Here is a 25,205-nt window from a genome sequence, read left to right as displayed (position 1 = left end):
AGAGGAACAAAACGAATGAAAGAAGATTATATTCAGCAGGTTCAGCTCCCGTCGGGAGTTGTGCATGTATACGCAGGACCTGAGTTATTTAAAGCTTTAGAATATCAAGTTTTTCAAATGGCCAACAACAATTTACAGATTCCAAATCAAGTGTATATGAGCTACACGCCAGACGTACATGTCGGAGTTGGTACTTGCATAGGCACGACAGCAGTATGGAATACGCTTAACGGATATGTATCACCTTCTATTGTTGGCAGCGATATTGGCTGTGGCATGCGAGTGCATACGACGAATCTGCACAAGGATGAACTGAAAGATGTGAAGCTGCGCCGCAAGCTGGTGAAGACGATCGAGAAGTACTTACCAGTTGAAGACCATGCACGTGGGCATTTCTCAGACATCCGATTGGAACACATCGTCACCAAAGGACTGCACGGGCTTCCAAAGAAATATATTCCTGATGGCTACACGCCAAGGAAGGCGACTTCGCTTACACATGTAGAAAGCAGCAAATTTACGTTGGATGAAAATGCATTGAATCGATTTCCGGACCATGTTTGGCATCGGTCACACCGCCAGCTTGGAACGCTCGGGAATGGTAACCATTTTGCGGAGATTCAGTCGATAGAGATTGCGGAAAAGAACCGTGAGGTGGCTGAGGCATGGGGACTATTTGATGGTCAAGTGGTCGTAATGATTCACTCGGGCTCGCGAGCATGGGGCGGCTCGGTGAGTCAATATTGCAGCAGTGACATGTTGAAAGTGATGCGGATGAACGGATTAGGAACGGCTGATCCTAAGTTGTTATTTGCGCCTTTAGATCATCCGGAAGCCCTGAATTATGTAAATCTGATGTATTCAGCGCTCAATTATGCTGTTGTAAATCGCCATCTCATTGCCTATGCCATTCGTGAGGCTGGTAAAAATGTGTTTGGGTCGAAGTTTGAAATGACCACCTTGTACGATCTTATGCATAACTATGCTTGGGAGGAAGAGCATGAGGGGCAGTCCTATTTTGTCCATCGGAAAGGGGCGACGAGGTCGCTTCCGGCAGGCCATCCAGGCAATCCGCAGGCTTATCTAAACACAGGTCATCCTGCGCTGATTCCGGGTTCGATGGGGACAGCTTCGTACATTATGGTAGGAGCTCCGGGTGGCAAAGCTAATTTTCACTCCATCTGTCATGGAGCAGGACGAATTCGCTCGCGTAGTGCGACGAAAAGGTTGATAACATTGAATGAATTTGCCTCTTCCATGCGAGTGGGAACGAATGATGAAATTGTCGTAAATCATAGGTCATTAGAGTCGATTCTGGATGAATCGCCGCAAGCTTACAAAGATGTAGATCAAATTATCGAAAGTGTCGTCGGAGCGGGATTGGCTGAAGTTGTAGCTAAATGTAAGCCCATGGCGGCAGTAAAAGGTGCCAAATGAAACAATTACAAAGCGTAAAAATGAATGAAGAAACAGCGGCTGTTACGCATATAACTGAGAAACGTTCGCTTACTGCGTATAGGGACTATGCCTATGTATTAGAACGCATACAATATGTGCTGGGAGATAAATATGGTCACCACTTCGAACCCTATTTGAGTGATGATGGGAAAGAAGAGTATTGGGAGCTGCTTGAACAGGATGTTAAGACAGGGTCTAGTGATGTGCAGTTCGTCACAAAGATCTTTGACCATATGGAGTCCCGTGCATTCGGAATTGATGCGGAAAATGAAGCATTGGCTTATCGTACGTTTCCTACACTGCGCAATAACGTTTTTGTTTACCCGTCCTGGGGAATCGCGTTAGCTAGAGTACCTATCTTTCGCATGAATGGCGTCGGAGAAGAGGATTTTGTTTTTGCTGTGGAAGATGCGAGTCTGCTGCGTTTTCTGGAACACGCTCGGCAGCGTAGAAGAGACTTGGATCGGCGACAAGTAACTGTTTTCACAGATGGACCTCATGGAATGGAAAAAGAACTGGCTCCTATTACTCGCATGGTCGACCGTGCGGAGGTCATTATGAAAGACGAAGTGAAGACAGATATTTATCGCTCTATCGATCAGTTTTTTACGGAGGATCGTGCTTTTTTCAAAGAGTATCAGCTTCCTTACAAAAGAGGAATTCTGCTCTATGGGAAGCCTGGCAATGGAAAAACAACGCTCGTTAAATCGATTGCCGGAAGTGTGAAAGCTCCTGTTGCTTACTGGCAAATAACGGAGAACACCGGTAGCGAATCTATTCAAGAGGTGTTTCAAGCTGCGGCTAACATGGCGCCAATGATTCTTGTAATTGAGGATATCGACGCTATGCCTCAGCGGGCAAGGTCGTACTTTTTAAACATTTTGGATGGTGCGACTTCCAAAGAAGGCATTTTCCTCATTGGGACAACGAATTATCCGGAGCAAATTGATCCGGCACTTATGAACAGGGCAGGAAGATTTGACCGTGCTTATGAAATCAAGCTTCCAGACTTAGAGCTGAGACAGATCTATTTGGAGCAAAAGGGGATAGGGAAGCTTCTGAGCAAAGAGTTGATTCGCGTAACGGCGAAGCAAACAGAAGGGTTTACTTTTGCCCAGTTAAATGAATTGTATGTATCGGCTGCGCTTCAGTGGCATTATGAGCAAAGCGTGAATATCGATAAGCTGGTGAAATTGATGAAGTCGGATCTGCATAAAGGGCAGACGATGTCATGGATGAAAGAGGATTCGGATGTGCGGGTTGGGTTTTTGGTTAGTTGAGAAATGAGATAACAAATATAAAAAGGATTTTAGGACGTGATTGAATTGACATGTTACATGATAACGTACAAACAAAATTAAGTAAGTTTATGAGTAAAATACTCCGGCATTCGCCAGAAGAGTTCGGACTGAGCCTCGATCCTGTTGATGGTTCATGTGCGATTGCTGATCTGCTAGAAGTTCTTCGTGTACAGACGAAGTGGTCAGAGATTAAAGTGAGCGATATTGAAGAAGTTGCAGCGCGCTGTGAAAAGCAGCGCTTTGAAATTAACGGCGAGCGGATTCGGGCCCGATATGGACACAGCCATGATAAAGTCAGCTATCCGGCTGCAACACCTCCTAATGTGCTCTACCATGGCACGAATGTACTGGCTGCCCCTGTAATTTTAAAACAGGGGTTGCGTCCCATGAAGCGTCAATATGTCCATTTGTCCGAAGGACTTCATTTTGCAACGCTTGCTGGTAAACGAAGGGGGGAATTAATCATTTTAGCCATTGATACAGAGAAAGCTTCCCAGGCTGGAGTAGTCTTCTATTACGCTGGTAATGAAGTATGGCTTGCAGACGAAGTTCCTGCTGAGTTCTGCCGCGTTTATGAGGCCGAAAAGGAGGGACAGTTAAATGGATGATCAACTCATCGATATTGGAGTTAATTTGATGCATCGTTCTTTTGATCAGGACCGCGATGAGGTGGTTGCAAAAGCTTTAGCCGCGGGAGTGTCCCCACTTCTTTTGACCGGCACAAACGTGAGAAACAGCGAGGAAGCAGCGCGTTATGCCGATAAATTTCCGGGGAAATTATTTGCAACGGCTGGGATTCATCCGCACGATACACGCAATTGCACGGCGCATACCATTGATAAGCTGCGTCAACTAGCGAAGCTGCCTCAAGTTGTGGCTATTGGCGAATGCGGATTGGATTATAACCGAGATTTTTCCCCACGCGACGTGCAGCGCAAATGGTTTGAGGAACAAATTCAGCTTGCTTGCGAGCTGGAAATGCCGCTTTTCCTACATGAACGTGAGGCTCATTACGATTTCGTTCGTTTAATGAAGCCTTATATTGGCTCAATGAAGAAGAATGCTGTGGTTCATTGTTTTACAGGGTCACTGCAGGAGCTTCAGGTCTATCTGCAGCTAGGATTTTATATCGGGATCACAGGCTGGATTTGTGATGAACGCAGGGGGAAGCATCTGCGTGAGTTAGTAAAGCGTATACCGCTAGATCGTCTGCTGCTAGAAACCGATGCTCCATTTCTTACACCGCGGGATTTACCCGTAAAGCCGCAGGATGGTCGGAATGAGCCGGCTTTTCTACCGCACATCGCTGCGACGGTTGCTGCGTGCCTAGGTAAAACTGTTGAGGAAGTTGCCGAATCAACGACGCGGGCAGCAAAGGATTTTTTCGGATTGAATGCGTTCAATATGTGAGGATTTCCACTCTGGCTTCAACCTCCTAGACGTATAGGTGGTACAAATAGTCACGGGGGTTTCCTCTTTTTTTCTACGACTGACCAATCAACATGCAGCTGTTGAGAAAGGAAATGGGTGCGAAATCTACTTCAGATTCATCTTTTCCGGCTAAAGGACTGGAGCGGCGTTAATCCCCGAAAAAGATTGAATTTGAAAATCTAATGGACTCGACAGCCCTTAATCTACTTCAAATGATGAAAATAAGATAGATTGAAACCGAATAACGGCGCTGAAGTCCGTAAGCTCGAAATCATCGCTCCAAATAGACAGTTAACGGCATCCAGGTCCGTTAAACGTCTATTTCCGGTTGGTTTCATTAGCTGTGTGCGTTAATTGGTCCTTAGGTTTGTTATTTTCCTATAAAAGTTGAGTCGATGGAAGGTAGATAACAAGAATAGGTTCACCTTTGGGTTAACATTAATTGTTTGACCCGACGAAAACCATGTGACGTGCTCTGTTATTGGATGGTATAGTGAAAAGTTTGGTGCGAGGGCAGGTAAAATAGTATTCTGTTCAAATATGGATAAATAGCCGGTCAAATCCAACTCCGTGGAGTGATTTCGGACAATAAGCTGCTAATCTGCGGACCATAGGGAACGAGCAGCCGCTATTTCGGTGATTATGCCGATGCCGGACCGGTACGCGGAACGTGGAGGCGTTATTTTTGACATTTTTCGGTTTTTACACCTCGAAAGCAGGAAATAGAGGCTCCTCGTTCCGCGAAAACGTGAAATACGCGGTTTTGCGCAAAATAAGGCTTCTACGTTCCGCTAAAATCTAGTGATGCCCAGTTGGAGAAACCTATCTATTTTACTCCCAAGGATGGGATTTACCCTACGTTAGTGTATTTGATACGCATCATCTTGGTACGGAAAGAGCAGAGAAGCTGACTCAGTGGCTATCAGATAGGACTGAGAAACAACAACCTAAGCCTCCTCGCACGGAGACTATTCTTGCCCATAGACAGGGAGAGATCCGGGTATTTTTTGAGCGTCATGATAGAGGGTACTCGAAAAAGTCGTTCATAACGAACAACTCCATTTATGTTCCTCTTTCCTTTTTCAGCGATACATTATGGCATTCGGCGGGCTGGAATGAGGATAAGAATGAAATTGTCATTGATCCAACGAACCGTTTGGAATTCGAAGATCCCGATACCGAATTCGTTTCGTGAGAAGGTTGGGGCGAAATTAGGAGAGCCGATGAGCGAGATACCTCGCAACAGGATACTGACTGTAAAAGACTTTGAGTGAAAAAATTCAGCACTTTCTCAAATTTCTATCATTTTCTATTCATTAATTCTCTCCTATTCGTAGTATAATGTTCCTAACGACATATGGAGGAACTAAAATGACTTTAATTAAGCAATTGCAAGCACCAGAAGAGTTTGTAGGCTACTACCTCATTAAAGAGTTAGAAGTCAAACAAACGAATACCACGCCTGCCAAAGATTTCATGGACATTGTTCTGTGCGATGCTAGCGGGCAGATCTCTGCAAAACTATGGGATGCTAGCGCGTCCGATAAAGAAACATTTTTCCCGATGACGTTGGTCAAGGTTCAAGGTTTAGTTCAAACCTATCGTGATAAACTTCAGGTGAAAATCGGGAAGTTACGCAAGGCGCTGCCAGAGGATGGCGTACATATTACGGATTTCATTCGTTCAGCACCGATTAGTCCAATCGATCTAATTCATACGATAAATCAAGTTTTGGAAAGTATTGCGAATCCGACGATCAAGTCGATAGTTTCGTTTTGTGTGAGCAAAGTAGAAGAGAAGCTAAACCATTCCCCGGCTGCCAAGACTCATCATCATGCCTATTTCGGCGGCCTTGCTTACCACATTGTGCGGATGTTGGAGATCGGTGAATTTATTTGTAAACAGCGGCCATTTCTTAATCCTGATTTAATTAAAGCCGGCATCATTCTGCATGATATCGCCAAACCTGAAGAGATGATCGCGCAGCTAGGAATCGTTTCGGATTACAGTGTGCAAGGAAAACTGCTCGGACACATCTCGATGGCGTCGAACTGGATTACGGAAGCTGCTTTGCATCATGGGATTGATCTTCAATCGGATGTTGTCATTGGTCTGCAGCATATTGTGCTGTCCCACCACAACTTGCCTGAATGGGGGAGCCCAGTGCTGCCTCAAATTCCAGAAGCTGTTGCTTTGCATTACATTGATTCGATGGATGCGAAGCTGCAAATGGTTGAGGACACTCTGCTGACAACGCCAGAGACAGAAGCATGGACGCCGATGATCCGTGGTCTAGAAAATAAGGCGATGTATCGTTTGAACTTATAATTTATCAAAATAACGAAAACTGCGTGAGCACCGATGCTCGCGCAGTTTTTTTGTCTATTCTCATAGTTCCAATCCAGTCCCTTGTTTAAACCGTTTAATAACGACCTGCGTGTTAACGCGTACGACGCCTTTCAATTTGTAGATATTTTGGTAGAGGAATTCTTCGAGTGCAGCATCGTCTTTGAGCAAGGCATGCATATGCAGAGAGCTGCTCCCTGTCATTTGATAAATACTGATAACGTTGGAGTCAGCGGAAAGCAGATTGCCTACTTCCTCAGCAAACCGCGGCTCTACTTCGACTTCGAAAAAAGCGCTGACTACTTTACCTAATTTCGTCGCGTTCAACCGAATGGTAAAGTTCTCGATGACTTCTTTTTCGATGAGGTTTTCGACTCGTTTTTGAATCGCAACACGTGAGAGATTGAGCATTTCTCCGATTTTTGCATAGGATATCCGGCCGTTCTCATGTAGTAACTTGATGATTTCTTGATCCACTTGATCGAGGTGAGGGAGTTCTAACACAGGCATGACTCCTTTTTCGTGAAATATATACAGTTGTTAATATTATCATAGTATTCACGTGATAAGAACAATTTTTACGTTCAAAATCAAACTATGTTAATTAAAATAATCGATTTTATGACAAAACGTAACCGTATATATTCTTTTCATTTACAAATAGAGTTGACGATAAAAAGGTTCATTCCTATAATGATGTTAATTAACATAACACATAAATAAAAAAATAAAATTAATGTTAGCTTACATAACATTGAAGAGAGGTGGTAACTTGTCAAACAAGTTAATTTACAACGGTACGGTGTTGACCATGAATGCCACCAATCAGATTTTCAAACCCGGCTATGTGTATATGGAGCATGATGTGATCCGTGAAGTGGGGGAATGGAGATCCGACGGGAGCTTGGACCATTTACTTTCACAATCTGCGTATACGTACAATGCTTCGGGTAAAGTCGTCATTCCCGGGATCATCAATGGTCATACCCATTTGTTTCAAACGTTCATGAGAGGGGTATCGGATCACTCCCCGCTCGCACAGTGGCTGAAGGGGATTATTTGGCCGATGAGTCTCGCGATGGAACCTGAAGATTTTTATTTGGCTGCTTTAATCGGGTGTATCGAAAATTTGAAGTCGGGCGCGACATATTTGATGGATCACCATTATATCCACACGTATCCAGAGAATGATGCGAGTGTACTGCAAGCGATGGTGGATTCAGGGATTCGCGGACATTTGGCCAGAGGCGGCTCGGATTTGGCGGGAGAAGTCCGATTAAGGGAGACAGAAGAACAGATCTTCGAGAGTACAGATCGATTGCTCGATGAATGGGATGGGGCTGCTTCCGGTCGGATTCGAATTGCACTTGGACCGCTTAATTTATATGGATGTTCCAGAGGTTATCTCGAGAGGGCGGCAGTCTTTAGCCGGGATCGCAAGCTGATTTCTCATGTACATGTTGCGGAAACAAGCGAACAGATCGACACGACGATGGCCCGTTATGGCCTGCGTAATTTGGAATTGCTGAATGAAGTTGGGCTGCTGGGCGAGCAAACGCAGGTTGTTCATGGTGTGTGGCTTGATGATGTAGAACTAGAATTGATTCGTGCAAAGCAAGCTTCCGTCATCCATTGTCCAGTATCCAATATGTACTTAGCTTCTGGTGTTGCCAGAGTACCTGAAATGCTGCGAATGGGCATTAACGTTGCCTTAGGTACGGATGGCCCTGGCAGTAATAATTGTCAAGATAACTTGGAAGTGCTGAAGTTCACGGCATGCTTGCATAAGGTGAATGAACTGGATGCTACCTTATTGCCGCCGATGGATGTGCTGCGTATGGCTACTGTGAATGGTGCTAAGGCAGTTGGGAGGAGTGCTGATTTGGGCAGTCTTGAGCCAGGCAAGAAGGCAGATCTAGTGACCGTAGATATGCTCAAAGCACACATTAGTCCCGTGCATCGCGCTTCTTCAGCGCTAGTTTATAACGCGAACGGCAATGATGTTGATCTCGTTATTGTTGGCGGTCATGTTGTTGTGGAGAAGGGGATGAGCACGTGGATCGATGAGCAAGAAATCCTACAAAGAGCCCAAGCAAGGGTGGATGCTCTGCGCAATAAGCTGGCTGGGCAATATCCTATTTTCTCAAATATAGAGTAATTCATTTTAAAGCTTGCGCTAACCAATTTTCATAAACGCTAAGGAGGATGATTTCAATGGCTTTACAACGTCTACATGATCCTGTACTTGAAAATGATTGGCATGCTGTGCACCTCGCGTCTGAGCTGAAAGACCAACCTGTGGGTGTCGTCATTTTGGGTGAAAGAGTAGCCATTTACCGCTCTAGCAAAGGGGTTCATGCGCTGCAAGATCTATGCGTTCACCGTGGAGCCATGCTTTCCAAAGGATGGGTACAAGACGATGTTCTCGTCTGTCCATACCATGGTTGGCAGTATGATTCATCTGGGCAATGTGTCTGTATTCCAGCGCAGCCCAAGGGGGAGAAAATTCCTCTCAGAGCTAAAGCGCAAACCTATGCCTGTGAAGAGAAATACGGCTTCATCTGGGTATGTATAGGCGAACCCGTGGCACCTTTGCCTCATTTTGAAGAGTTTGCTAATCCGGTGTTTCGTCCACTGCCATGTGGGCCCTACAAAGTTAAGGCAGCTGGAACGAGAGTTATTGAGAATTTCACCGACTTTGCACATTTGATGTTCGTCCATCAGAATCTGCTCGGGCACCCCGACTATGCAGAGCTCCCCGACTTTCAGGTGATCAAGGAGAAGGAACGCATTTATATCGAAAATATTCCGATCTTTCAACCGGTTGCCCATTCCGGCTCGGATAAGAGTGAAGGGACGACTTACGTCTATATGAAAGAAGTTTATCGGCCCTTATCCGCACGATTGTCCAAAGCAGATCCAAGTAATGGCCAAACCTTGTGGATTATGTTGACGGTATTGCCTGTAGCCGCAGAAGAATGTGTCGTGTTCATGATGGTTTCACGGAATTATGCCTATGACGTAGTAGATGCGAATTTTATTCGCTTCCAGGATATCGTGTTTGAACAAGATGCGAGGGTAATTGAGACGCAGAAACCGGAGCTGCTTCCGCTGGATCTGCAGGTCGAACTCAACCATAAGGTAGACCGGTTCTCCATTGCATATCGTCGTTGGTTGAAAGAATTAGGCGTGGTTGTTGGAGTAATTTGAGTGAATGTTCGTGTTTTATGAGATATTTGTGCATTTATTTAAAATGAGTCTTGTGAAAGTAATGAAAAGACGTACTTTTATTGTGTGAAAATACAAAACGTTAGTATATTCGTTGACTTGAACAGGCCATCAACTCTATATTTGACTAAAGATTGATAAGTTCTTTTGTAGAGAAAACCAAATATGGAGGGGAAGTCTAATATGAAACCATTTAATCTTACTAATCCGCTTGCAGCGAAACGCCCAGTTGTTTTGTCCATGAGCTTAGTTATGATCTCAAGTATGCTCGCCGCATGCGGTAACGCGGGCTCCTCGGTTTCAACGTCAGCGCCAACTACAGCGGCGCAAGCGACGGCTTCCACTGCTCCAGCAGCATCTCCGGCTTCAACTACAGCTGCCAAAGCTGTCGTACCTGCAACTGTTGTTTTAAACTGGTTCGCAGAACCCGAACATGGTGGGAACTTTGCTGCTTCCGCCAAAGGGTTCTACAAAGACGCGGGTTTTGATATGACGCTTATGCCAGGTGGTCCGCAGGTTTCTTCTACACAAATCGTCGCTTCAGGCAAAGCGCAATTCGGTATGGCCAATGGCGATGATATCCTAGTAGCCAGACAAGAGGGTATTCCGATTGTAGCTATCGCAACTTCCATGCAAAAGAGTCCACAAGCTGTGTTTTATCATAAAGAAGATACTGCGATTAAAGATTTTGGTGATTTAAACGGACATAAGGTGTATGTGGCTTCAACGGCCAGCTTCTGGCAGTTTATTAAGAAGAAATACAAATTAGACAGTGCCCAAGAAATGAAATATACAGGTCAATTAGTTAACTTTGTCAGCGATCCAAAAGCTCTTACGCAAGGATATGTAACTTCTGAACCGTTCACGCTCACTCAGCAAAAGGTAGAGCACGGCGCGCTCTTAGTTGCCGATTCCGGTTATAACATTTACGCTGGCGTATACTTCACTACGGAGAAAATGATTGCTGAACATCCGGACCAAGTGCAAGCTTTCGTCGAAGCTACGGTTAAAGGCTGGGATTATTACAAGGATCATTCCGAGGAGATCAATCCTTCCATCCAACAGAAGAATCCAGATATGAGCTTAGATATGATGAAATTTAGCGCTGCTAAAGAGATGGACTTTGTATTCGGAGGAGATGCAGCAACCAAAGGTACAGGAGTCATGACCAAGGAACGCTGGACAGAAGTTCAGAAGCAGCTTGTTGATGTAGGTGTTCTAAAAACAGCAGAGAACATCGACAAAGTGTTCACAACGCAATTTTTACCTAAGAAGTAAGGGATAAAGAATCAGGGGGTGGCGGTATTGGCTTCTATCATGAATATGGATTTAGTGAACGTTCGATTGCCAATGGAGGATGAGGGGCATTTGTTTCGTCTCTCGATTCGTGAAGGCGTTTGGACTCAGATTCAGAATCAAGAAGCTAATGCTGCCCATTCTGATGCAATGTCATTGGAACAATGGAAACCACAGCTTGGTACAGGTGAATCGGGCATCTCGTTCATTGACATTGAAGGGAAAATAATACTGCCAGGCTTCGTAGATGCTCATATGCATTTAGACAAATCTTTCTCGCTAACTTCGGTTGAGAATCGGAGCGGGACATTAGAAGAGGCCGTACGCAATTATTCAAGTGCATCACCGCTTTTTACCAAAAATGAAATTAAATCAAGAATTATGCGTTCGGCTTTGCAAGCTTTGTCATTTGGAACAACGCATGTTCGTACACATCTTGATTTTAATTTGAGAGCCTCACGTGAAGTAGCTTTACGCACAATTGAGGCCGCTTTGGAAGCCAAAGAAGCCTTAGCGCCTTATATCAGCTTGCAGTTGTTTCCGATGTGTCCCTACAATTTCATGTCACTAGATGTTGATGCTGTAGAGGAAGCACTAAGGATGGGCGTAGATGGGATTGGCGGGGCGCCGCATTTATCATTAACCCCTAAGGAAGATATCGATTTTATATTCAAATTAGCAGAGAAATACGATGTGCCGATTGATCTGCATTGCGACGAAACAGACAATCCAGCTACGCGCACAATCGATCATATCGCATTGCGAACGAAATCAGAGGGATATTCAGGGAGAGTTACCGTCGATCATTTATGTGCGTTAGCTTCGATGACGGATCAGGATGCTCACGGCATCATTGAACGCATGGTTGATGCGAGGCTCAAAGCAGTCTCCTTGCCTGCAGTCAATTTGTATTTGCAAGGAAGGCAAGACAGTTTCCCCGTTAGACGTGGCGTAACTCGGTTGAAGGAGATTTGGGAAGCAGGCATTCCTATTGCCGTGGCTTCAGATAATATTCACGATCCCTTTCATCCTTTTGGCAGAGGCGATTTATTGCAAATTGCTCTTATTGGCTCTTATGCCGCTCATATGGGTCGACCGGATGATCTTCGAACGCTGCTGCGCATGATCACGGATGTGCCAGCCAAGGTGCTCGGTCTAACTTCTTATGAGGTAAAGGCTGGTAATCATGCGAATTTTATTATCATAGACGGAAGTACGCCGGAAGAGCTCTTTACCATGCTGCCTGAACGCCGCTGGGTATATAGTCAAGGAAGCTTTGTGCGGATGGCTGCAAATAAAGCGGAGTGGCAGGATAAGACCTTAGCTCATTATTGGCAAGAAGCAAGCGAAAATGTATCCTTCCATAACCATGAATTCGCGAAAGGGTGAGCGTCTAATTGGCTAACCTGTTAGTCTCCCCTTATTGTTGAACGACGCTAAATTGAAAGCTTAAGATCCGCTCTTCACTCTGAGTTTGGGTCTTTTTTCATAAGAGCTTATGTGTATACTACTATCCACCCACTTGGAGGTGCTCAGCTTGTCATTCAATCGTTATCAAGGTAAAGCGTGGGATCGCTGCTTTTTTCCCCGTTTAAGTAAGCTCGAGGTTGCTCAGGTTCCCAAAGATGATGCACTTATCGTTCTGCCGGTTGGCGCGATCGAGCAGCATGGTCCGCATATGCCAGTGTTTACCGATACATTAATTTCCGAAGTCCTCTTGACCGAGGCTTTCGAACAGCTTCCCGAGGATGCGAATATATGGCTGCTGCCCGCCATTCCGTATGGCAAAAGTACGGAGCACCTTGGCCATCCAGGGACCATAACGTTATCGGCGACTACATTAATGGCTGTTGTGATGGATATAGCGAAAAGCCTGAGTAAAAGCGGATTTCAGAAATTAGTACTAGTGAACACGCACGGGGGCAACACGGATTTATTAAATATGATGGGTCGGGAAATCCGTATTGAAACGGGGCTGGCTGTATTTCGATTAGATCCTGGCGGTCTCGGTGCCGCTGATGAGTGGATAACGCCGCTGGAGAAGCAGGCTGGTATTCATGCGGGTGATATGGAAACTTCCCTAGTGATGTCGGCTAAGCCCGATTGGGTTCATATGGAGCTGGCTCCTACGGAATATCCGAATTATCCGGATTCGCGTTATTTAAGCCTTCGCAATCGTGCTTTTGCTTGGGTGATGGATGATTTATCTCATTCAGGCATTTCTGGTGATGCCACACAAGCAACGATAACGAAAGGCCATGCGATGGCTGAAAAGTACGGTGCACATATCGCCGAAGCGCTGCTCACCTTTCAAGCTTTTGAGATGACGTCATTGAAAAAGGAACAATAACGGAGGAATGTTCCATAAATCACATACAGGAGATGAAGTAAATGGCTATGAATTCTTCTCTGTTCCATACATCCAACTCACAAGTATCCGGCCCTAAATTCGTAAATATGGAAAATCTGTCTAAGACGTACCCCAACGGAACAATTGCCTTGCAAGATGTGAATCTAACGATACAAGAAGGGGAGTTTCTTTGTTTTGTTGGTCCGTCTGGGTGTGGGAAATCAACGATTTTCAAAATGATCACTGGCCTTGCCAAGCCAAGTAAAGGGACATTAGACGTATTTGGTACGACACCCAAAGAAGCGCGCAAGCAAAGTGATATCGCCTTTGTTTTCCAAGATCATACGCTGCTGCCTTGGTCTACGGTCGAAGCTAACGTCAGATTGCCGCTTGAATTGCGCGGTGTAGATAAGAGGACACAGAAAGAAGAAGCTCAGCGCGTATTGGAGCTGGTCGGCTTGAAGGACTATATGAAGGTGCTGCCTAGACAGCTCTCCGGGGGAATGAAGATGCGTGTCTCCATCGCGCGTGCGCTCATTTCGAGACCTAAGCTGCTCCTCATGGATGAGCCCTTCGGCGCTCTAGACGAAATTACACGTCAAACCTTGCAAATGGAGCTGCTCAATATTTGGCAGCAGGATAAGTCGATGACCGTGCTATTCGTCACGCATAACGTATTCGAATCGGTGTTCTTATCCACAAGTGTTGTTGTGATGACACCGCGTCCAGGTAAAATATCGGCGAGGCTTGATATTCCCGTCCCTTTTCCTCGAGATGAAAGCTTCCGTACAACGACGCAGTTCAGTGATTTAGTTCGTGAAGTATCTGCCGCTTTGGATCATTGATACGAAAGGGTGAATAAGCTCATGGCCATGAATATTAGCTGGGAGAAAGAGATACAGGAGCAGCTTGCGAAAGAAATCGTGTTTGTCGATGCCGAAACGAGAGAAAAGCTCTCTAAAGATTATTACTGGTACTCCCCAGTACTTAATCGCCAATTGCAGCATATGAAAGCGGCCGATGTCGTTGCTATACCGCGCAATGAAACTGAGGTGGCTGAAGTGTTAGCCTTTGGTTACCGCCACAATATTCCCGTTACGGTTCGAGGAGCCGGTACAGGCAACTATGGTCAGGCGGTTCCCCTGCAGGGCGGTATTGTCTTAGATTTAAGCCGGATGGATGAAATTCTTGAAATCGGTGTTGGCTACGCTCGTTTACAATGCGGAGTTCGTCTTAGTGTAATTGATAAAAAGGCTCGTGAAGTCGGACAAGAGATTCGCATATACCCCAGTACTTATGTCAAAGCAACGGTAGGCGGCTTTGTGAGCGGCGGTTCCGGCGGAATCGGCTCGATTACCCACGGAAACTTATGGGATGGCAATGTGCTGGAAGCTGTCATTTACACGATGGAAGAATCTCCGCAGCGCTTGGTTATCCAAGGCCGTGACTTATTTGATTATATTCATAATTATGGTACTACCGGCATTCTGACCGAGGTAACCATCCCGCTTTCTCCTCGCACCGAGTGGGCTCAGGCTATTGCTAATTTCGACACCTTCGAGCAGTCGATGCGATTCGGTGAGGCTCTTGCTAGAGAGGAAGCTATTCTGAAACGACTTATTGCTCCCATGGAATGGCCCATTCCTTCATATTTCTTTCCGTTTGCCAAAGTGATCAAGTCGGGTATGGCCGTTGTTATGCTTGAATTTGCTGAGGATACGCTGCCGCTAGTCGAAGCTCTTGCCCAAAGCTATGGCGGGCACATCGGTCATCTGATTGAGGCTAAGAATTACCGGAAAACGATCGGGGTGTCGGATTTTACATGGAATCATACGACGTTATGGGCAATGAAAACGGACCCTTCGATGACGTATCTGCAAGCTGGCTTTAAGCTGGATTCCTATATGGAACAAATTCAGATGATTAAAGATAAATATGGGGAAGAAGTGTACTTGCATTTTGAATGGGTACGCAGCGGTGGGGAAATATCACCAAATTCGCTTCCGATTGTTCGCTTTGAAAGCGAAGAACGCTTATACGAGATCATTCAATATTGTGAATCCATCGGCGTGAAAATATTTGATCCTCATACCTGGGTGTTGGATCACGGCGGACGTGGTGAAGTTGGCAGCATGGAGCGCAAGAAGCGTGAGAATGACCCAAGAGGGCTGCTGAATCCAGGGAAAATCATTTATGAGATGTAAATGAAGGGGGACTTATAATGGCTGTAGATTCTAAATACCTGCAAATACTGCCGGATGAAATATTCCCTGCCCGCGAACGGGCGGCTTGGGCTAATCGATTGGAAGACGGGATCTCGCCAGGTCGCAGGCTTTTGTTGCTGCTTAAGCATCTTTTGCCACCGCTGGTTGCCTTTGTTGTTTTCATTGGAGGCTGGGAACTCATTGCTTATTTAGTGAAAGCACCTGTTTATCTCGTGCCTAAGCCTTCCGATATCGTCGCAGCAGCCGTAGAAAACAGGCACGGACTCTGGGTATCTGTAAGGACAACGACGCTGGAAGCTGTGCTTGGATTTTTCCTCAGTATTATATTAGGAGTTACTGGTGCCATTCTACTGGCAAGCTCCAAATGGATTGAGAAGAGTGTGTATCCTTATGCGATTATTTTACAAACGATCCCGATTGTCGCCATTGCCCCTCTCATTGTGATCTGGTTCGATGCAGGTGTGAATGCGATTGTTATTATTACATTCTTAATCGGATTCTTCCCCATGCTTTCAAATACGTTAATCGGTCTAAATTCCACGGATCAAAATATGAGTAATCTGTTTTATTTATACAATGCGAATCCGATTCAAACGATGTGGAGGCTGCGCATACCAGCTGCCCTTCCCTATATCGTAGCCGGTCTGAAAATCTCTTGTACTTTATCCGTAGTCGGGGCTATTGTCGGTGAATACATTGCCGGTATCGGCGGAGGTCAAGGCGGACTTGGTTATGCGATAACGTATGCCGCTGCGCGTTTAAAAACACCTTATTTATTCGCTTGTGGACTTTCGGCATCAGCACTGGGCATTATTTTCTTCCTATTGGTCAACGCTTTCGCCAAATGGCTGCTTAGTTCGTGGCACGAATCCGAGATGAAAAAGGATACCTAATATGGCACCAAGGTAAAGAGGGTGAGTTAGCTGCTGGACATTGTATTTCGTAATGTGCGTATGTTTAGACATTCAGAGGACCGAAGTCCTGTAGATATCGGTGTAAAAAACGGCAAAATCGTTATGCTTGGAAGTATTACCGAACAAGGGGAACGCGAAATCGATGGCATTGGTCACCTGCTGCTCCCTCCGTTCGTGGAGTCCCATATTCATTTGGACACCGTCCTAACGGCGGGGGAGCCCGCCTGGAATGAGAGCGGGACTCTATTCGAAGGCATCGGATTATGGCAAAAGCGGAAACAAGCGCTCACCTACGAGGATGTCACGGAACGAGCAGAGAAGGTGCTTCGGATGCAGATGGCTGCCGGTATCCTGCATGTGCGTACACAAGCAGATATTTCGGATCCAAATCTGATTGCTCTACGTGCACTTCTTGCCTTGCGTGAGCGTGTTAAACCATACATGAACCTGCAGGTTATCGCGTTTCCTCAAGATGGTATTCGCGCATGTCCCGATAATGAGCGCCGGCTGGAGCAAGCGCTTGAGCTTGGCGCTGATGGCATTGGAGCGATTCCGCATCTTGAGCCTACGCGTGAGGAAGGCCTGGCTTCGCTGGAGATTTGCTTCAACCTAGCAGAAAAGCACGGCTGCTTCGTTCATGTTTTTTGCGACGAAATGGACGATGCTCACTCCACGTTCTTAGAAAGCGTGGCCCATCTCGCGATTCGTTCAGGACTGCGCGAACGAGTAACAGCTGCGCATGCGAACGCTGCAGCCTATTATTGTGAAGCTTATTACCAGAAGGTGCAGGGAATGCTGGTGCGTTCGGGTGTGAATATTGTTTGTTGTCCGCTCATCAATAGTGCGATGCAGGGCAGATACGATGGCTATCCCAAGGGCCGAGGCATCACCCGAATCAAGGAATTGTGGGCGGCTGGTGTGAATGTAAGCATTGCGCATGATGATATTCAGACGCCTTTCTATCCGCTGGGAACAGGGAATATGCTGCAAGCAGCCCATATCGCCGCTCATTTAGCACATATGACTGGACGTGAGGAAGTGGCTGAGCTTGTACGTATGATTACAACACGTGCAGCGAACACCCTGCAGCTCAAGGAATATGGGATCGAGATTGGCCATCCTGCCAGCTTTATCCTGCTGCCTGGAGATGATGCCATGGATCTTATTCGTGAGCAGCCGAGTTGTCGGTATGTAGTGAGCCAAGGCCGCATTGTCGCTGAGACTGTAACTGCAAGGAGTCAATTGTTCACTGTATTATAAATGTAAAAATTTATACAATTAACTGTACCCCCTGATGTTATTTCGCAGGGGGTTGTTTATGTTTTGTTTTTCAAATGTTTACCATGTAATAAAAAGGGAATGCAAAGAAACCTGTCGAATTTATTATATTGTTAATTACTTACATTTTTCTTCGGGGGAGGAAAATGAATGAAACAGTTATCTCAAGTATTCTGGAAAACGATGTTGGTTATGGTTATTTGTTATGGATTTATGACTTCCCATGCTTATGCCGTTGATCAAGTGGATATGAAAGCGATCCCAGAGTGGAGCATCATGTGGGGCGATCCGCCAGGGGGGTTAGAAGGAGTAAGTACTGCTTCCCCTAATCAATGGATTAAAATCAATAACGGCAAATCATCTCCCGAGAAACCGGAAGAAGTTTCTTCGGCATGGATTAGGCTCCAACTTCCGTCCAAAGTACCTAAAGACTATGGCATATACATTGAAGGAATTCATGCGCAGAACCTCTGGGTTTATATTGGTGATCGCTTAGTTCGAGAAACCAAGTTTGATTTTCCAGTTGATAGTCAAAGAAGCTTATTTTCTATTAGTAGCGAGGACGGGGGAGAAACCGTTTATTTAAAGCTGGAGACATCCATGGGGCGCTTAGGAATACATTCAGCAATTAAGCTGGATGATTACACTGCTTTGACGCGAACATTTGTACTTCAAGATTTGCCGGACATTATACTAGGATGTGCCTTTCTCTTCATGTCTGCGAGTATGCTGATATGTTCTTTCTTCCTGAAAAAAAGTCAACTTACAAACTGGGTTTTAGTTAGTATACTTAATTTAACGCTTGGCTTTATTTTTATTACATATTCATCTTTCATGTACGCAAACTTTACGAACTATGGCGATCTATTTAGTGCTTTGTTTGATATGTCGCTTGCCATTTTCTTGCCAGCACTCACTTATTTTTTTGAAAAAATATTTGATGACGGAAAATATAAACTGATTCGTTGGTTTAGAAAATTCCAAGTTCTGTATTCGATTTTTTTAATTACTTTTATGCTCGTTAATCAACTCAGTAATTATCGATTTAACAAAGTTTATTTTTTTGCATCGGTTACCGTTTTGGGGTTTATTATGATTAGTCAGTTCATTTTAATGATTGTATGCTCCATTATTCTTGTACGAAGAGGGAACAAGGAAGCTATTATTTTCTTATCTGGTTTTGTCATGTTAGCATTTATGAGTACTCTAGACCTTATATACTTCTATGCTAGTTCTCAAAACTATCAGTTTTTCTTCTGGAAATGGGGAGTTGTCGGATTTATTATTGTCATTGTTGTCGTATTAGGCAGGCGCTTTGCCATCAATCAGGAACATATGATTAATTATTCCAAAGAACTTGAATTTTACAATCATCAACTCCAACTCTCTGAAAAGATGGAAATCATAAGCGCATTGGCGGCTTCTGTCGCTCATGAGGTGAGAAACCCTCTGCAAGTAACACGTGGATTTTTACAGCTTGTCGCTGCTAGAACAGATGATAAGAACAAAGAATATATGGGAATCGCGATAGAAGAACTAGATCGGGCTTCTGTTATCATTACGGACTTCCTGACTTTTGCAAAGCCCCAGCTTGATGATCTCGTTGATTTAAATGTTTCCAAGGAAATCAGCCAAATTGAAGGTATTATTGTTCCATTGGCTACCTTACATGGCGGGCGGATAACCGTTAGTGTTCCTAATGATTTGCATATACAAGGGAACTCATCGAAATTGAAACAAGTGCTTATTAATATTATCAAAAATAGTATCGAAGCCTTTCAGGTTGATGGTCAGATTCATATATGGGCTTATCTTAAAAATGATGAGGTGTACATTCATATCAAAGATAATGGCGAGGGGATTGAACCCGCGCAGTTGATCAAATTAGGGGAGCCTTATTATTCCACAAAGACGAAGGGGACAGGGCTTGGATTAATGATCACCTTTCGGATCATTGAAATCATGAAAGGGCACATTGAGTTCAAAAGTCAAAAATACATAGGCACAGAGGTTATCATTCGTTTCCCAGCTATTACTATAAAATAAAGAAGAGGTGCTGCGACTCGTAAGCGCGGCACCTCTTCTTTATTTATTTATTTATTTATTTATTTATTTTACCAAAAAGATTCAACGGCATTCGTAGTAACCAAAATCTTTGCAGGATTCGTAGGAATGACTAGAACAAACTCAGTTGAAGTTTCTTCTACGGCTTTAACTTTGATGTCATCTGGGAGTGTAATGCCAAATGCTTGTTTTAATGCGGCTTTGGGATTAGCAATAAGCTGGTTTTTGAATGCTTCATCTTCCCAGGCTTTTTGAATAATTTTCGCTTTTAATACTTCATTGGATGACATTCCGAATCACTCCTTAGTCAATTGGGTAATTTTTCCTACAAGAAAATTATAGCATGAATATTCTGAATAATCTAGCAAAATCAACTAGATTTCGACAAAAAATAATAGAATCCCCCTGATGCTAACATTTTTCTATTTTCTTTGATTTCAAGTGCGACTTTTTGAATGTTTTGCACAAGAGAATCATGGAAATTGATCATTTGTGTCATTGAAATCTGTAAGTCTAGTAATTGCTCATGATGAGTAGTGGCGATTTGCCCATAGGAATCCAAAAAGTCATGCACATACAACTGCTGCTTCACCATTTCTGGCGATACAACACTTTCCTTTGAAAGCTGCAAATGCTTACGCATCGAAGCTAATAAGCAGTTGTAAGAACCCTCTTCCAGATCTTCTTCCCAGTCAGCCCAATCATCCAGCATTTGCAAAGTGATAAGCGTTTGTTCAACAGCCGCCGTGACGACAGGGATAAGGTGAGCTTGGTTTGCTAATAGAAGAGCGCCGGTGCTGGCATTTTTGACTGGACTTGCTTTCTTTGCGACTTTGACAATGTCTTGAAGGAAGTAATCGGACTGCTGCTCATTGGAAACAGCTTCAGACCACTCCGTAACATACGTCTCGTAGTAACTCCAGAAAGGCGACCCAGCAGGAAACATATCTCTATAGATGGATAGGAACTGCATATGAAATAAATTGGCTAGAGGCAGCTTGTCCTTATGCTCACCTTTGGCTGAATCCATAATATCGTCTTGTATAAAATAGTAGAGCATTACGAATACATTCGCTAATGAGAGTTTATTCATCGACTCTGGCGGAAGTTCACTGATGTCTTTCATCCAATATGGAAGAAGGTAACAGATATAGTTTTTAGTGCTATCTTCTTTTCTCCCGTCAAATGTAGCTAGATAGGCAAGTCCGAGGTGATCTAACGGTGCTGGAAATGCGCTAATGATGCCCTCTGCCTCTGTAAATACGTCAGCAAGATCTTTCTCATAAGCAAGGAACCAGTTCATAGGTCATTATCCCCTTTATTGGTATATTCTTGAAACTAGCCTAGCATGAATTCACGGAGTATACAATTAGTATTTTTCTTGACAGCGGGGTTAATTTTATATACATTTGAAACAAATCGATTGTTTACAATATGACTGATAGAAAGGAAACCAATCCAATGAGCAGCAGTGAATTTTTAAAGCTAGAAAATCAACTGTGCTTTAGTCTATATGCAAGCTCGAGAGCCATTACTCGCATGTATCGCCCTTTTCTTGAAGGTTTGGGGATTACCTATCCGCAATATTTGGTGCTGTTGGTTCTCTGGGATCAAAAGGAAAGCACGGTCAAAGAGCTTAGCGAGAAGCTTGATCTTGATTCGGGTACTTTGACACCTATGCTAAAGCGGATGGAGGCTCAGCAATTGGTTCAAAGGAAACGATCTTCGGAAGATGAACGTGTCGTGAATATTCAAATCACGGAAGCCGGTCTTGCCCTTTACGAGAAAGCACTTTGTATTCCACAGTCGCTGCTTGCGTCAAGCGGGCTGTCTCTTGAAGAAATCTACACTTTCAATGAACAGTTAAAACGTATTATCAGCAGCGTAAATGCATTCGACTAAGGAACGACTATCGATTTTTGAAGTGAGGCTCTGGAATGAGTTATTTCATATACATTTTGGTGAATAACATAGTACCTATCAGTATTATGATTGCGATCGGCGCGGCGATGTACCGCGCTTTCCATATTGATATTAAGACATTATCGAAGCTTAATTTCTACGTGTTTTCACCAGCGCTCGTTTTTGTTAAGCTGTATGAGTCCGAAATGAACTTGCATGTTTTAATGCAGGTTCTCTTGTTTTTTGTCCTTTTCTTTAGTCTCCTTTTTGCCTGCATTGAGGTCATTATTCGCTTGAAAAAGATGCAGCGCGGTATGCGTATTGCCATGCGCAATAGTGTTATTTTCTACAATAGCGCTAATTACGCACTGCCGCTGAATCAAACAGTTTTTGGTGGGAATGCTTATACCTTATCTATCCAAATCGTGATCATGATTATGCAAACGCTAATTCCTAATACATATGGCATTTATACCTTAAATGCACATAAATCAACCTGGAAAGCAACGATGAAAACCATTCTTTCCTTACCGGTCATTTATGCCATTCCGATTGCGCTTCTGCTGCGATATTTCCATCTACCTGTTCCAGGATCGATTCATATACCGCTGCAGTATATTTCAAACGCTTTTATGGCGACAGCCTTACTGACACTCGGTGTGCAGCTTGGCGGTATGAAATGGGAATTTCATTTTTCCAATGTACTCGTTTCTAATATACTAAGACTTGCTGCAGGACCGCTGCTCGGATTTTTCGTTGTTTGGCTGCTCGGGATTGATGGAATTACGGCCAAAGCATTGATCCTCTCGTGTGCTGTGCCCACCTCTCTAAGCAGTGTGTTGTTGGCCATTGAATATGAGAATGAAGCGGAGTTTTCTTCGCAGGCTGTCTTTACTTCAACTTTATTTAGTATGTTTACAATCCCAGTTGTTATCTTTTGTTTGAATTTTATATGAACATAGAAGGGAATCATGAAATTAGCAGGAATTTCGACATTTTTCAGCGAATTGGTAACCATACTTATCTATAAGGGGGACTTCCTTCATGCGTTACCAATTTTGTCAGTATGTTACGATTGTGGATATGAATGAAGAGATTTTGTCAGAGGTATTATTTGACCATGGCGATTTTGAATCGAATGCATTAATGATTGGTTCATCAGTTGTGATTTATCAGCTTGGTTTGAAGCAATTTGATGTTGTTTATGATAAAAGAGAAGGCAAAACCGCTCGGAACAAGATTGTAGACATTGAACTCGATCTGATCAAAAAGCCTTCGGTAACGCGAGTGTTTTTGGAGCCCGTGCGGTTAATTGTCGGTCAGCATGATATTGGCGAAGTGGAATAAATAAATGAAATCGTAACGGAAGGAAAGAAGACGAAAATGATGAAACTTTTTTTGCTGTTAGGTAGTGTGAATGCGTTTCTTTCGGTGGCTCTAGGCGCTTTTGGAGCTCATTACTTGAAACAAAGGATTCCGGATAAGATCGATGTGTTTCAGACCGGTGTACAATACCACATGATTCATGCGATAGCCCTCATCCTTATTGCTCTTTTGTCGGATAAGCTGGCAAATAGCTCTATGGTGAATGCATCGGGTTGGGCCATTTTTATCGGGATTATCCTGTTCTCAGGTAGTCTATATGGGCTGAGTTTGACTGGACTCAAGTTTTTTGGACCTATTACCCCGCTAGGCGGGCTGAGTTTCTTGGTTGGATGGATACTTCTGGCCGTGGCCGCTTACAAATAAAAAAATGGAAAGAGTCAGGGAATCTGACTCTTTTTTCATTGTTTTGTGTCATCTTAGCAGGAAAAAGCTCGGATCATGTAGAAAGTAGTCCATGACAGATACGATCATTCTTCCTTTATTGAGAGGATGTAGCGCATGGCTGATATCATGGGGGACCAATCAGAAACGGGTAAGCCAATTGCTTCGGAACTTAAGCTAATTACAAACCATGAGCTTTATCATCAATTGTTTGGTTGCGCAATCATTGCATTGGCAATCGTAAGTCTGGACGGCAAGTTAATCATGGTGAATACATCATTATGCCGCCTCGTAGGCTATACAGAAGAAGAACTGATTGGTCTGCATATTCAGGAGATTTCACATCCTGACGATGTGGCAACCTATGCTGAACTATGTGAACAGACCCTTCGTGGCGAGCGGGATTCTGCTCAAAAAGAGAATCGCTATATCCATAAGGATGGCTCCATGAAATGGGGGATAATTCAAGTATCTTTCGTTCGTGATACAGATGCCCATCCCAATTTTGCAATAGTTCAGATTCAAGATGTATCAGAAAGAAAGCATTTGGAGTACAAGCTTGAGGAAAGCAGACGCAGCTATCAATCCCAGCTGAATCATAACCATAACCAACTCATTCTCAATGCCGTTTCAGATGGTATGTTTGGCATCGATGAGCATTTTGGCACTACGTTTTGGAATAAAGCTGCGGAGAGCTTAACGGGGTACACCTATGAAGAAATGGTGGGGAAGAATCCTTATCTCGTATTGACACGTGCTAGTGGAACTGATGAAACTGTGCTAAATCGAACGATGCTTGAAGGGGTTTGTGATTGTTCAAACGAGATCTTTTACAAAAAAAATGGAGACTCGTTTCCGGTTGAATACATGACTTCACCGATCTTGGATCAAGATCAAATCATTGGAGTAGTTCTATCATTCATTGATATTACTGAGCGGCAGCGCACGGAAGAGCTGCTCCGCAGGTCAGACAAGATGTCCCTTATCGGGCAGCTTGCTGCTGGAGTTGCTCACGAAATTCGTAATCCATTGACTACGCTCAAAGGATTTATGCAATTTCTGCAGCAAGGTGCTGCAAATAAGAAAGAATACTACGATATTATGATGTCCGAACTAGAACGGATTGAGTTAATTACTACAGAAATGCTCGTTCTGGCTAAACCGCAATTCATACACTACCAGCCCAAAAGTATTGAGAATATCATTAAAAGTGTCATAACCCTGCTTGAAACACAAGCCATTATTAGTAATATTCAAATCGTTGTCGCTATGGAGAATCATCTGCCGCTTGTTCTTTGTGAGGAAAACCAGATGAAGCAATCCTTCATTAATTTGCTCAAAAATGCGATGGAAGCAATGCCAGATGGCGGGCAAATCGATATTCAACTGTTTTCAGTTGGAGACAAAGCCATACGTGTATTGTTTCAAGATCGAGGGCATGGGATACCGAATGAGGCAATCGCTAGACTTGGAGAGCCTTTCTATACAACAAAGGAAAAAGGGACTGGGCTTGGCATCATGATTACGCACAAAATCATTGAGGATCATCATGGTCAGGTTATGATTGAGAGTAAAGTGGGAGAAGGAACGGTTGTCAGTGTGACGCTTCCTATTACCTATAGTGAGCAGTAAGAGGAGGCTAATT

The 25,205-nt window shown here is 44.1% G+C and carries 23 protein-coding genes; 20 read left to right on the top strand and 3 right to left on the bottom strand.

Features of this window, described 5'->3' with window-relative positions; genetic code table 11:
- Positions 1–15 precede the first annotated feature (15 nt).
- The 5 genes from ASG93_RS20085 (at position 16) to ASG93_RS20065 (ending at position 6,518) form a co-directional block, all read left to right on the top strand.
- Positions 16–1,437 (top strand): RtcB family protein, encoded by a 1,422-nt coding sequence (locus ASG93_RS20085; RefSeq protein ID WP_056834560.1) that lies wholly within the window; start codon positions 16–18, stop codon positions 1,435–1,437.
- Complete coding sequence (locus tag ASG93_RS20080) at positions 1,434–2,738, top strand: AAA family ATPase (RefSeq protein WP_235550916.1); 1,305 nt, start codon at positions 1,434–1,436, stop codon at positions 2,736–2,738. The genes ASG93_RS20085 and ASG93_RS20080 overlap by 4 nt, the downstream gene beginning before the upstream one ends.
- 50 nt (positions 2,739–2,788) lie before the next feature.
- Entirely contained in the window at positions 2,789–3,367 is a 579-nt protein-coding gene (locus ASG93_RS20075) for an RNA 2'-phosphotransferase (protein ID WP_056834559.1), read from the top strand.
- Complete coding sequence (locus ASG93_RS20070) at positions 3,360–4,169, top strand: TatD family hydrolase (protein WP_056834557.1); 810 nt, start codon at positions 3,360–3,362, stop codon at positions 4,167–4,169. Before ASG93_RS20075 ends, ASG93_RS20070 begins: the two co-directional genes overlap by 8 nt.
- 1,392 nt (positions 4,170–5,561) lie before the next feature.
- The gene (locus ASG93_RS20065; RefSeq protein ID WP_056834555.1) at positions 5,562–6,518 is read left to right on the top strand and encodes a 3'-5' exoribonuclease YhaM family protein; all 957 of its coding nucleotides are present in this window, start codon (positions 5,562–5,564) and stop codon (positions 6,516–6,518) included.
- 60 nt (positions 6,519–6,578) lie between these two features.
- Here the strand turns inward: ASG93_RS20065 and ASG93_RS20060 are convergent, their stop codons facing one another.
- Positions 6,579–7,040: an Lrp/AsnC family transcriptional regulator gene (locus ASG93_RS20060; RefSeq protein ID WP_235550915.1), complete on the bottom strand. Its 462-nt coding sequence runs from the start codon at positions 7,038–7,040 to the stop codon at positions 6,579–6,581.
- Positions 7,041–7,308: 268 nt separating this feature from the next.
- Here ASG93_RS20060 and ASG93_RS20055 point away from each other — a divergent pair, with 268 nt between their 5' ends.
- From ASG93_RS20055 to ASG93_RS20010, 10 genes are all read left to right on the top strand, one after another.
- Positions 7,309–8,694 carry an amidohydrolase family protein gene (locus ASG93_RS20055; protein ID WP_235550914.1) on the top strand — a complete coding sequence of 462 codons (1,386 nt, stop codon included), beginning with the start codon at positions 7,309–7,311 and terminating at the stop codon, positions 8,692–8,694.
- Between the two features lie 56 nt (positions 8,695–8,750).
- Positions 8,751–9,746 carry an aromatic ring-hydroxylating oxygenase subunit alpha gene (locus tag ASG93_RS20050; protein ID WP_056834552.1) on the top strand — a complete coding sequence of 332 codons (996 nt, stop codon included), beginning with the start codon at positions 8,751–8,753 and terminating at the stop codon, positions 9,744–9,746.
- Between the two features lie 201 nt (positions 9,747–9,947).
- Positions 9,948–11,042 carry an ABC transporter substrate-binding protein gene (locus ASG93_RS20045; RefSeq protein WP_056834550.1) on the top strand — a complete coding sequence of 365 codons (1,095 nt, stop codon included), beginning with the start codon at positions 9,948–9,950 and terminating at the stop codon, positions 11,040–11,042.
- 27 nt (positions 11,043–11,069) lie between these two features.
- On the top strand, positions 11,070–12,449 hold the full coding sequence (locus ASG93_RS20040) for an amidohydrolase family protein (protein ID WP_235550913.1): 1,380 nt from the start codon (positions 11,070–11,072) through the stop codon (positions 12,447–12,449).
- Between the two features lie 139 nt (positions 12,450–12,588).
- A complete protein-coding gene (locus ASG93_RS20035; RefSeq protein ID WP_321166698.1) occupies positions 12,589–13,410 on the top strand; it encodes a creatininase family protein in 822 nt (273 codons plus the stop codon).
- A 47-nt stretch (positions 13,411–13,457) separates the two neighbouring features.
- A complete protein-coding gene (locus ASG93_RS20030) occupies positions 13,458–14,255 on the top strand; it encodes an ABC transporter ATP-binding protein (protein ID WP_056835120.1) in 798 nt (265 codons plus the stop codon).
- A gap of 21 nt (positions 14,256–14,276) precedes the next feature.
- Positions 14,277–15,614 carry an FAD-binding oxidoreductase gene (locus tag ASG93_RS20025; protein ID WP_235550911.1) on the top strand — a complete coding sequence of 446 codons (1,338 nt, stop codon included), beginning with the start codon at positions 14,277–14,279 and terminating at the stop codon, positions 15,612–15,614.
- Positions 15,615–15,631: 17 nt separating this feature from the next.
- Positions 15,632–16,528: an ABC transporter permease gene (locus ASG93_RS20020; protein WP_082614989.1), complete on the top strand. Its 897-nt coding sequence runs from the start codon at positions 15,632–15,634 to the stop codon at positions 16,526–16,528.
- A gap of 60 nt (positions 16,529–16,588) precedes the next feature.
- Positions 16,589–17,809 carry an amidohydrolase family protein gene (locus ASG93_RS20015; RefSeq protein WP_056835114.1) on the top strand — a complete coding sequence of 407 codons (1,221 nt, stop codon included), beginning with the start codon at positions 16,589–16,591 and terminating at the stop codon, positions 17,807–17,809.
- A gap of 168 nt (positions 17,810–17,977) precedes the next feature.
- On the top strand, positions 17,978–19,873 hold the full coding sequence (locus ASG93_RS20010; RefSeq protein WP_056834545.1) for a sensor histidine kinase: 1,896 nt from the start codon (positions 17,978–17,980) through the stop codon (positions 19,871–19,873).
- Between the two features lie 68 nt (positions 19,874–19,941).
- Here ASG93_RS20010 and ASG93_RS20005 read toward each other — a convergent pair whose 3' ends face one another.
- Positions 19,942–20,181 (bottom strand): NHLP leader peptide family RiPP precursor, encoded by a 240-nt coding sequence (locus ASG93_RS20005; RefSeq protein ID WP_056834543.1) that lies wholly within the window; start codon positions 20,179–20,181, stop codon positions 19,942–19,944.
- A gap of 80 nt (positions 20,182–20,261) precedes the next feature.
- Positions 20,262–21,194, bottom strand: a complete 933-nt coding sequence (locus tag ASG93_RS20000) for a hypothetical protein (protein ID WP_056834541.1) — start codon at positions 21,192–21,194, stop codon at positions 20,262–20,264.
- Between the two features lie 158 nt (positions 21,195–21,352).
- On the opposite strand from ASG93_RS20000, the gene ASG93_RS19995 reads away from it, so the two are divergent.
- The 5 genes from ASG93_RS19995 to ASG93_RS19975 all read left to right on the top strand — a co-directional run bounded on the left by ASG93_RS19995 (position 21,353) and on the right by ASG93_RS19975 (position 25,192).
- On the top strand, positions 21,353–21,793 hold the full coding sequence (locus ASG93_RS19995; RefSeq protein WP_056834538.1) for a MarR family winged helix-turn-helix transcriptional regulator: 441 nt from the start codon (positions 21,353–21,355) through the stop codon (positions 21,791–21,793).
- A 35-nt stretch (positions 21,794–21,828) separates the two neighbouring features.
- Complete coding sequence (locus tag ASG93_RS19990; protein WP_056834536.1) at positions 21,829–22,749, top strand: AEC family transporter; 921 nt, start codon at positions 21,829–21,831, stop codon at positions 22,747–22,749.
- Positions 22,750–22,837: 88 nt separating this feature from the next.
- Positions 22,838–23,140: a hypothetical protein gene (locus tag ASG93_RS19985; protein ID WP_056834534.1), complete on the top strand. Its 303-nt coding sequence runs from the start codon at positions 22,838–22,840 to the stop codon at positions 23,138–23,140.
- Between the two features lie 39 nt (positions 23,141–23,179).
- Positions 23,180–23,542: a DUF423 domain-containing protein gene (locus tag ASG93_RS19980; protein ID WP_056835112.1), complete on the top strand. Its 363-nt coding sequence runs from the start codon at positions 23,180–23,182 to the stop codon at positions 23,540–23,542.
- Between the two features lie 135 nt (positions 23,543–23,677).
- Positions 23,678–25,192, top strand: a complete 1,515-nt coding sequence (locus ASG93_RS19975; protein WP_056834532.1) for a PAS domain S-box protein — start codon at positions 23,678–23,680, stop codon at positions 25,190–25,192.
- Positions 25,193–25,205 lie beyond the last annotated feature (13 nt).

It is taken from the genome of Paenibacillus sp. Soil787 (assembly GCF_001429545.1).
GTDB lineage: Bacteria > Bacillota > Bacilli > Paenibacillales > NBRC-103111 > Paenibacillus_E.
The sequence above is the reverse complement of the archived record's forward strand: the minus strand, read 5'-3'. Positions and strand labels throughout refer to the sequence as shown.